Below are 6,539 nucleotides of genomic sequence, written 5' to 3' on the forward strand. Positions count from 1 at the left end.
CCTTCTCAAGGGTTCTGCGGGCGCCAGGGTTCAATCAGTGCGTCCAGATTCAGCGCGTCGGCAAAATCCAGAAACTGGTCACGCAACCAACTGATTTGCGTACCAGCCGGCAAAGTCACGGTCAGGGTTGCATTGAGCATCGTGCCGCCGGTCTGTGGAGCCTGATAGGTATCGCAGGTGAGGCTTTCCAGCTCGACGCGGTGATCAATGAAGAACTGACACAGCTCGTTGAGAATGTCCGGGCGGTAAACCGAGCTGACATAGGCGACGTAGGGCAGCGCTTGCGGGCGGGTTTCCAGTGCTTCGCTGCGCACGACGTTGGTGGTGAAATCATGTTTTTTTGCCAGACCCGGTAGCGCCGTCTCCATGCGAGCGAGGGCGTCCCAGGTTCCGGTTATTTCCAGGACCAATGCGCAGCACTCGCCATGTCGGGTCAGACGCGTGCTGACCACGGCGCAGCGATTCTCGTTGCTGGCTCTGCAGAGCACATTGGTGAGCTCCATTGGGCTACGGCCCATGGCGCTGATGACGAGAAACTGTTCGCGGGGTACTGGGGGGGTGGACATGCAGCATTCCTGGCGGTGGGTGAATCGGACGGCCAGCCAAGCCGAAAACGGCTAAGAGTAGCGAAAAGCGCCGGCGGAGGGAATGCGTGCACGGGCTATGTGCGAAAAGTGCATCGGTATCGCGGTGGCCGGTCTGGTTGCAGGATGCGTCCAGCGTACTCGCAAAGCGCAAAGGAGCCTTGTACCATTACGCCTCTCTTTTTCCGGCAGGAGTGGTTGCATGATTGCGGGCAGTATGGTGGCGCTGGTCACTCCCATGGACGCGCAGGGCGGTCTTGATTGGGATAGCCTGAGCAAGCTGGTGGATTTCCATTTACAGGAAGGCACCAATGCAATCGTTGCGGTCGGCACCACTGGTGAGTCGGCAACGCTCGAGGTGCCCGAACACATCGAGGTGATCCGCCGGGTGGTGGACCAGGTCAACGGTCGTATTCCGGTTATTGCCGGAACCGGTGCCAACTCCACCCGTGAAGCCGTCGAGCTGACTGAAAATGCTAAAGCGGCAGGTGCCGATGCCTGCCTGCTGGTCACGCCGTACTACAACAAGCCGACTCAGGAAGGTATGTATCTGCACTTCCGTCATATTGCCGAGGCCGTGGCGATCCCGCAGATCCTCTATAACGTTCCCGGCCGCACCGCTTGCGACATGCTGCCGGAGACCGTCGAGCGACTGTCCAAGGTGCCCAACATCATCGGTATCAAGGAAGCGACCGGCGACCTCAATCGCGGTCAGGAGGTACTCGATCGCGTCGGTAAGGAATTTCTCGTCTATTCCGGCGACGACGCCACCGCCGTTGAACTGATGCTGATGGGCGGCAAAGGCAATATTTCCGTCACCGCGAACGTCGCGCCTCGTGCCATGAGCGAGCTATGTGCCGCGGCCATTGCCGGCGATGCGGAAAAGGCGCGCGCGATCAATGCGTTGCTGATGCCGCTGCACCAGACATTATTCATCGAGGCCAATCCGATCCCGGTGAAATGGGCGCTGCATGAAATGGGCTTGATGCCTGACGGTATTCGTTTGCCCCTGACCTGGCTCAGCCAGCGCTGCCAGGAACCCCTGCGCCAGGCTATGCGCCAGTCCGGTGTGCTGGCCTGAGCGACATCCGGTGTACTGGTTTATTAATGAAGGAACACGCATGAAGCGACTGGCCGGACTCTCCACCCTAGCCCTGATCATCTCTGGAACCAGCGGTTGTGGCTGGTTGTGGGGCGAAGACGGATATTTCCGCGACCGCGGTAGCGATTATCTGCAAGCGCGGCAGGTCGCTCCGATGCAGGTCCCTGCCGGCGCCGAAGTGCGTCCGATCGACCCGCTGCTGCCAATCCCCCAGCAGGTGTCTGATACCCGTGTTACGGGTGAATACGAAGTGCCGCGCCCGCAGCGGCTGCTGATTGCCGAGGAAACCAGCGAATTCAGTCTGCAGACATCGGAAGACACACGCTGGCTGGTTGCGATGCGCTCGCCCTCGCTGGTTTGGGCTGCCGCTCGACAGTTTTTTACCGACAACGGTTTTCAGATCGCCGAAGAGCGCCCTCAAACCGGCGAATTCGTTACCGCCTGGCAGACGCGTGATCAACTGGCCCCGGCACTGGTGCGCAATCTTGGCCTGGGCGACGGCGAGACCCGCGTTCGTGTCCGTATCGAGCCGGGCGTGCAGCGCGATACCAGCGAAATCTATCTGCTCAGCGTTCAGCGTCCGGCAGGCAGCAACGCCGATATCGCCTGGCCTGAAACAACTGCCAACGCTGAACTCGATCGCGTGTTGCTCGACGAGCTGCAGGCGGGCTTGACCAGCAGCGCAGAGCAAGGTGGTTCAGCTTCCCTACTGGCCGAGCGTGAGTTCGATGCACCTAGCCGGGTAACGCTCAGCGAAGCTGGCAGTGGCAGCCCCGTGTTGCAACTCGATACCGATTTCAACCGCGCCTGGTCGAGCGTCGGTCGTGCGCTGGCCGCGAGTGACATCCTCGTCGAGGATCTGGATCGAAGCCTGGGCGTTTACTACATCAACCTGGCAGAAGGCGCGGAAAACCCAGACGACGAGCCTGGATTCTTCTCCCGGCTGTTCGGCGGGGCGCCAGACCGCGAAGAGATCGAGGCCCGCGCCGAGCGTTATCAGGTCCGTGTGACAGATGTGAACGGCGACATCCAGGTCACCCTCGACAAAGACCTCGATACCATCGCTCCCGCGGACGTGGCGCGTCGTGTGCTGAACATGCTCAAGGACAACCTGGGCTGATTCCTAGAAACAGCCGACTCCAGCCAATCCAGGCGAAACCATTCGGTTTCGCCTGTTTCGTTTGATGACAGATCCTTCGGTACGTCTCGTCGATTCCGGCGGCGTATCAATGGTTCGGTAACCGCGAGAATCGCCATGACCACTCCAAGCGCCCTCAGCCTGAAGAAGATCTACTCCGGCAAGGTCCGTGACCTCTATGAAATCGACGACAAACGCATGCTGATGGTCGCCACTGACCGGCTCTCGGCGTTCGACGTAATCCTCGCCGAGCCGATTCCGGAGAAAGGCAAGATCCTCACTGCGATTTCCAACTTCTGGTTCGAGAAGCTCGCATACCTCGTACCCAACCACTTCACCGGCGACCAGGTCGAAGACGTGGTCGCGGCTGAGGAGCTGCCGTTGGTGGAAGGCCGTGCGGTGGTCGCCAAGCGCTTGAAGCCGGTTGCAGTTGAGGCCATCGTGCGCGGTTATATTGTCGGCTCGGGCTGGAAGGAATATCAAAAGAACGGAACCGTTTGCGGTATCCAGCTACCGGCGGGGTTGAAGGAAGCGGCCAAGCTGCCACAACCGATCTTCACCCCATCGACCAAGGCTGCCGTCGGCGATCACGACGAGAACATCTCCTTCGAACAATGCGAAGCCGTTATCGGCAAGGAACTGGCAGCGAAGGTACGTGACGCTTCCGTCGCGCTGTACACCGCAGCCGTCGAATACGCGGCGACCCGCGGCATCATCATTGCCGACACCAAGTTTGAGTTCGGCCTCGATGAAGACGGCACCCTGACGCTCATGGACGAGGTGCTGACGCCCGACTCCAGCCGCTTCTGGCCAGCCGACAGCTACCAGGAAGGCACCAGCCCGCCGAGCTTCGACAAGCAGTTCGTTCGCGACTGGCTCGAATCCACTGGCTGGAACAAGGAACCGCCAGCACCGCCGGTGCCGGCCGAGGTTGCCCAAAAGACGGCAGACAAGTATCGCGAAGCCCTGACTCGCCTGACTGCCTGATTGCTTGCGTATCGGCTAAATGCTGATCGACCCCAATCGAAGCGAAATTGGCGTGAGGCCAACGCAACATCCTGAATAGCGAGCAAAAAAGCATCGCCGTGGGGTTCGACAATCGCTTACGAACTGCTATGATGCGCGCCGCTGGAGAGATGCCGGAGTGGCCGAACGGGACGGATTCGAAATCCGTTGAACAGGCAACTGTTCCTAGGGTTCAAATCCCTATCTCTCCGCCACTATTAGTGCGCAAAGCCCCGATTTTCGGGGCTTTCGCGTTTTGTCTGGTAACTATTCCCCCATTTATTCCCCCACCTCGGAAGCGCGTGATCTTTTCCTGCCCTTGGATGAAGTGCTCGTTAGAAATGGTCTGGGTGGCGGACAAGAGACAAACCATTCCTAGAAGCTCGCAAGCTAAACCTAAGGTTATTCAGCCAAGCGCCGCTGTTTCTCTGCCGCCTAGCGGGCCACAAATTAAGTACACAACCATGGTCAGGCTGAGAGGCTGGTTCGTATGCGAAGGTCGGGGGTTCGACTGCTCTCACCGGCACCATTGAAAACAAGGCTCGCATCGATGCGGGCCTTTTCATCTGTGAAGCGAGCTATCATTGGGCTAGCAAGAGAAAGGCCTGCGTCTATCCCATACTTTTCAGCCCGAGGTTCAATGCCATCCGGCCTTTCGCCACACAGTTCAAGTTCGGCTATAACGACAGCTGGCTTAAGGCGACCATTAGTTGTGTGTGCTCCAGAAGTGAAGATATGAAAATTCTCTTTAGATACTAGCGAGAAGAGCTGGTGTTGCGCTCATTTTTTTGAGCCGGTATAGCCCTTTAATACAGCTACACACGCGGCTAGTCTTGGAGAGAAAACCCCCTTACGTTTCCCTGTACACATAAGTCTTACTTGGTCTCCTATATGTAGACTTGAGACGTATTCGATTAGCTTTTTATCAAATTTGGCTTCAGGCCCTAAAATTGCGTGATTTAGTTTAACGTAAGGGTCGTTGTCAAAATCCTTGCCGAAGCCTGCCACTTGCCCGCTTACAATAAGTCGTTTGTCTTCATATTTTAGCGAAGCTTTAACTTCATTTTCCGTGTAATCCGTACGAATTTCACTTGCGGTATATTCGGGAAGAGCTACAACGCTTAATGAAAAAAAAGCGAATCCTAATGATGTTGTCGTTTTGCTGAAAGTTTTGCATTTCACTGTTCATCATCCCTAATTATTAATTGCTTTGTTATATGATTATTCTTAATTATTTTAGTACGTGTATTTTGTTTTATGGCGCACTCTTCGTAAGTCGAGACGCTAGCAGGTCCGCTTCTACAATAACTCCTGACCTTGATCTTTGTTAGGAGGATTTTCGAGCAATCGCCGCCGTTCCCTATCCTGCCCGCGCAAAAAATGGGAAAGCTGACGCATCAGCGCCCGCTCGCCACCTTTCCAGCCATTCCTGCTAGCAATAACTTTACCCGTTTCCGTAGTTGGACCGGTGCTTTTTTCCCACGGACGCCACTGTCGAATTAGCTCCGCCTGCCGTGCTCGCCGTTCGGGTGTCCAGCCGTTCGCCATACTCCATCTCCAATAGTCTGCTTTGCGCTTTTTGATTTTTTCATGCGCGCGTGGGTTCGGTGCCGTTGTTAACCTGTACCTGATTGCCGATGTTGGCTTGATTCACGAAGGCAATTTGTTTTGGTGACTTTAGCGTGCCAAGTGTTTCTATCGTACGTGCAGATTGCGCCTGTGCTCGGAGGGCAAGTTTCATGTAAGCGGTGAACTGCTCTTGATACTCGGAACGCAATGCCCGCTTGGTCAGATCGGAAAATAAGGCGTCAAGAGTAAGCGCCTGGGCAGCTAGAATTCCTTCCGCCTGCGACATATCGCCAGCCTTGATTGCTTTGTTGCGCCTATCTATTTCTTGCATAAGCTCGGTGCTGCTGGCGTTCGTACCCGTTAATGTTTTGATAAGGCCGGCGGCGCGTAGTTCTGGCGACACCGCAACCGCTGGCGCGGTGCGCTTTCGTAGGTTGTTCATTTCATTGCTACGCGCAACAAGCTGTTCGCTTTTCATTGCAGGCTGGCTTAGCTGTTTGTCGTCGTGGTTACTCATCATAGGGGCCTGTAGTCGTTGACGTTAAAACCAAAGCCCTGCGGAGTGGTTGTGGCAGGGTAAGGAAACTGCGGATTCTGCGGAAGCCCGCTATCGATTGGCGTTACAGGCTGCGGAGGGTTTGCGGACGGTTGCGGATATGGCGCAGAAGCCATGCTTGGTCGTGCGGTCTCCGCAAACTTCCGTAGGTTTTCCGCAAAGATAGAGTCCTGTATTTGCTGGCTTTCCGCAGTAACCGCAATTTCCGCAAGTGGGTTGATCCTGAACTGTTTGCCGTCATCGGTAAGCAGGTGGCGGCGCTCTACTAGAATTAGTAGGATTGCGTCACGCTGTTTTGCCTTGCGCGCAAACGGTGGTCCTGATTTCCCTAATATATTCACGTGAAACTCTCGCCATTGATCGATGCGCCTGGGGTCTCGCAGCCAGTCCATCAGCGCTATGGCTTGCTTCAGCTGAGGGCTTACTCTTTCGCCCTCTGTATACCGCGCCCACTCGCTTAGGGAGTAGCGGACGATTGCAGCGGCTCTAGACATGCAATCGGCGTCAATTTCTGCCCGCCGCTCAAAACAAGTGTTGGCGCTGATGGAAAATTGACCCACCTTGCCGATTGAAATTTGACCCAGG

Annotated in this window: 6 protein-coding genes, 1 tRNA gene and 1 pseudogene; 4 read left to right on the top strand and 4 right to left on the bottom strand. The window is 56.2% G+C overall.

Annotated elements, in window-relative coordinates; translation table 11 throughout:
- Positions 1–5: 5 nt before the first annotated feature.
- The gene (locus tag AC2LD7_RS19700; RefSeq protein WP_484599365.1) at positions 6–566 is read right to left on the bottom strand and encodes a glycine cleavage system transcriptional repressor; all 561 of its coding nucleotides are present in this window, start codon (positions 564–566) and stop codon (positions 6–8) included.
- A 220-nt stretch (positions 567–786) separates the two neighbouring features.
- On the opposite strand from AC2LD7_RS19700, the gene dapA reads away from it, so the two are divergent.
- The 4 genes from dapA (at position 787) to AC2LD7_RS19720 (ending at position 4,044) form a co-directional block, all read left to right on the top strand.
- Positions 787–1,665, top strand: a complete 879-nt coding sequence (gene dapA, locus AC2LD7_RS19705) for a 4-hydroxy-tetrahydrodipicolinate synthase (RefSeq protein WP_484599366.1) — start codon at positions 787–789, stop codon at positions 1,663–1,665.
- A 40-nt stretch (positions 1,666–1,705) separates the two neighbouring features.
- Positions 1,706–2,806 (top strand): outer membrane protein assembly factor BamC, encoded by a 1,101-nt coding sequence (gene bamC / locus AC2LD7_RS19710; protein ID WP_484599367.1) that lies wholly within the window; start codon positions 1,706–1,708, stop codon positions 2,804–2,806.
- 135 nt (positions 2,807–2,941) lie between these two features.
- Positions 2,942–3,811 carry a phosphoribosylaminoimidazolesuccinocarboxamide synthase gene (locus AC2LD7_RS19715; protein ID WP_484599368.1) on the top strand — a complete coding sequence of 290 codons (870 nt, stop codon included), beginning with the start codon at positions 2,942–2,944 and terminating at the stop codon, positions 3,809–3,811.
- 143 nt (positions 3,812–3,954) lie between these two features.
- Positions 3,955–4,044 (top strand) — tRNA-Ser (locus AC2LD7_RS19720).
- Between the two features lie 565 nt (positions 4,045–4,609).
- Here the strand turns inward: AC2LD7_RS19720 and AC2LD7_RS19725 are convergent.
- From AC2LD7_RS19725 to AC2LD7_RS19735, 3 genes and pseudogenes are all read right to left on the bottom strand, one after another.
- On the bottom strand, positions 4,610–5,011 hold the full coding sequence (locus tag AC2LD7_RS19725) for an OB-fold protein (protein ID WP_484599369.1): 402 nt from the start codon (positions 5,009–5,011) through the stop codon (positions 4,610–4,612).
- A gap of 406 nt (positions 5,012–5,417) precedes the next feature.
- Positions 5,418–5,915 carry a hypothetical protein gene (locus tag AC2LD7_RS19730; protein ID WP_484599370.1) on the bottom strand — a complete coding sequence of 166 codons (498 nt, stop codon included), beginning with the start codon at positions 5,913–5,915 and terminating at the stop codon, positions 5,418–5,420.
- A pseudogene (locus AC2LD7_RS19735) lies at positions 5,915–6,539 on the bottom strand (hypothetical protein); the annotation flags it as partial. The gene AC2LD7_RS19730 and the pseudogene AC2LD7_RS19735, both read right to left, overlap by 1 nt.

This window comes from Stutzerimonas sp., from assembly GCF_982611455.1.

Bases quoted from the DNA above. Each gene is read 5' to 3' on its own strand.
- bamC (WP_484599367.1), top strand. From the start codon at position 1,706: ATGAAGCGACTGGCCGGACTCTCCACCCTAGCCCTGATCATCTCTGGA.
- AC2LD7_RS19715 (WP_484599368.1), top strand. From the start codon at position 2,942: ATGACCACTCCAAGCGCCCTCAGCCTGAAGAAGATCTACTCCGGCAAG.
- dapA (WP_484599366.1), top strand. From the start codon at position 787: ATGATTGCGGGCAGTATGGTGGCGCTGGTCACTCCCATGGACGCGCAG.
- AC2LD7_RS19700 (WP_484599365.1), bottom strand. From the start codon at position 566: ATGTCCACCCCCCCAGTACCCCGCGAACAGTTTCTCGTCATCAGCGCC.
- AC2LD7_RS19730 (WP_484599370.1), bottom strand. From the start codon at position 5,915: ATGAGTAACCACGACGACAAACAGCTAAGCCAGCCTGCAATGAAAAGC.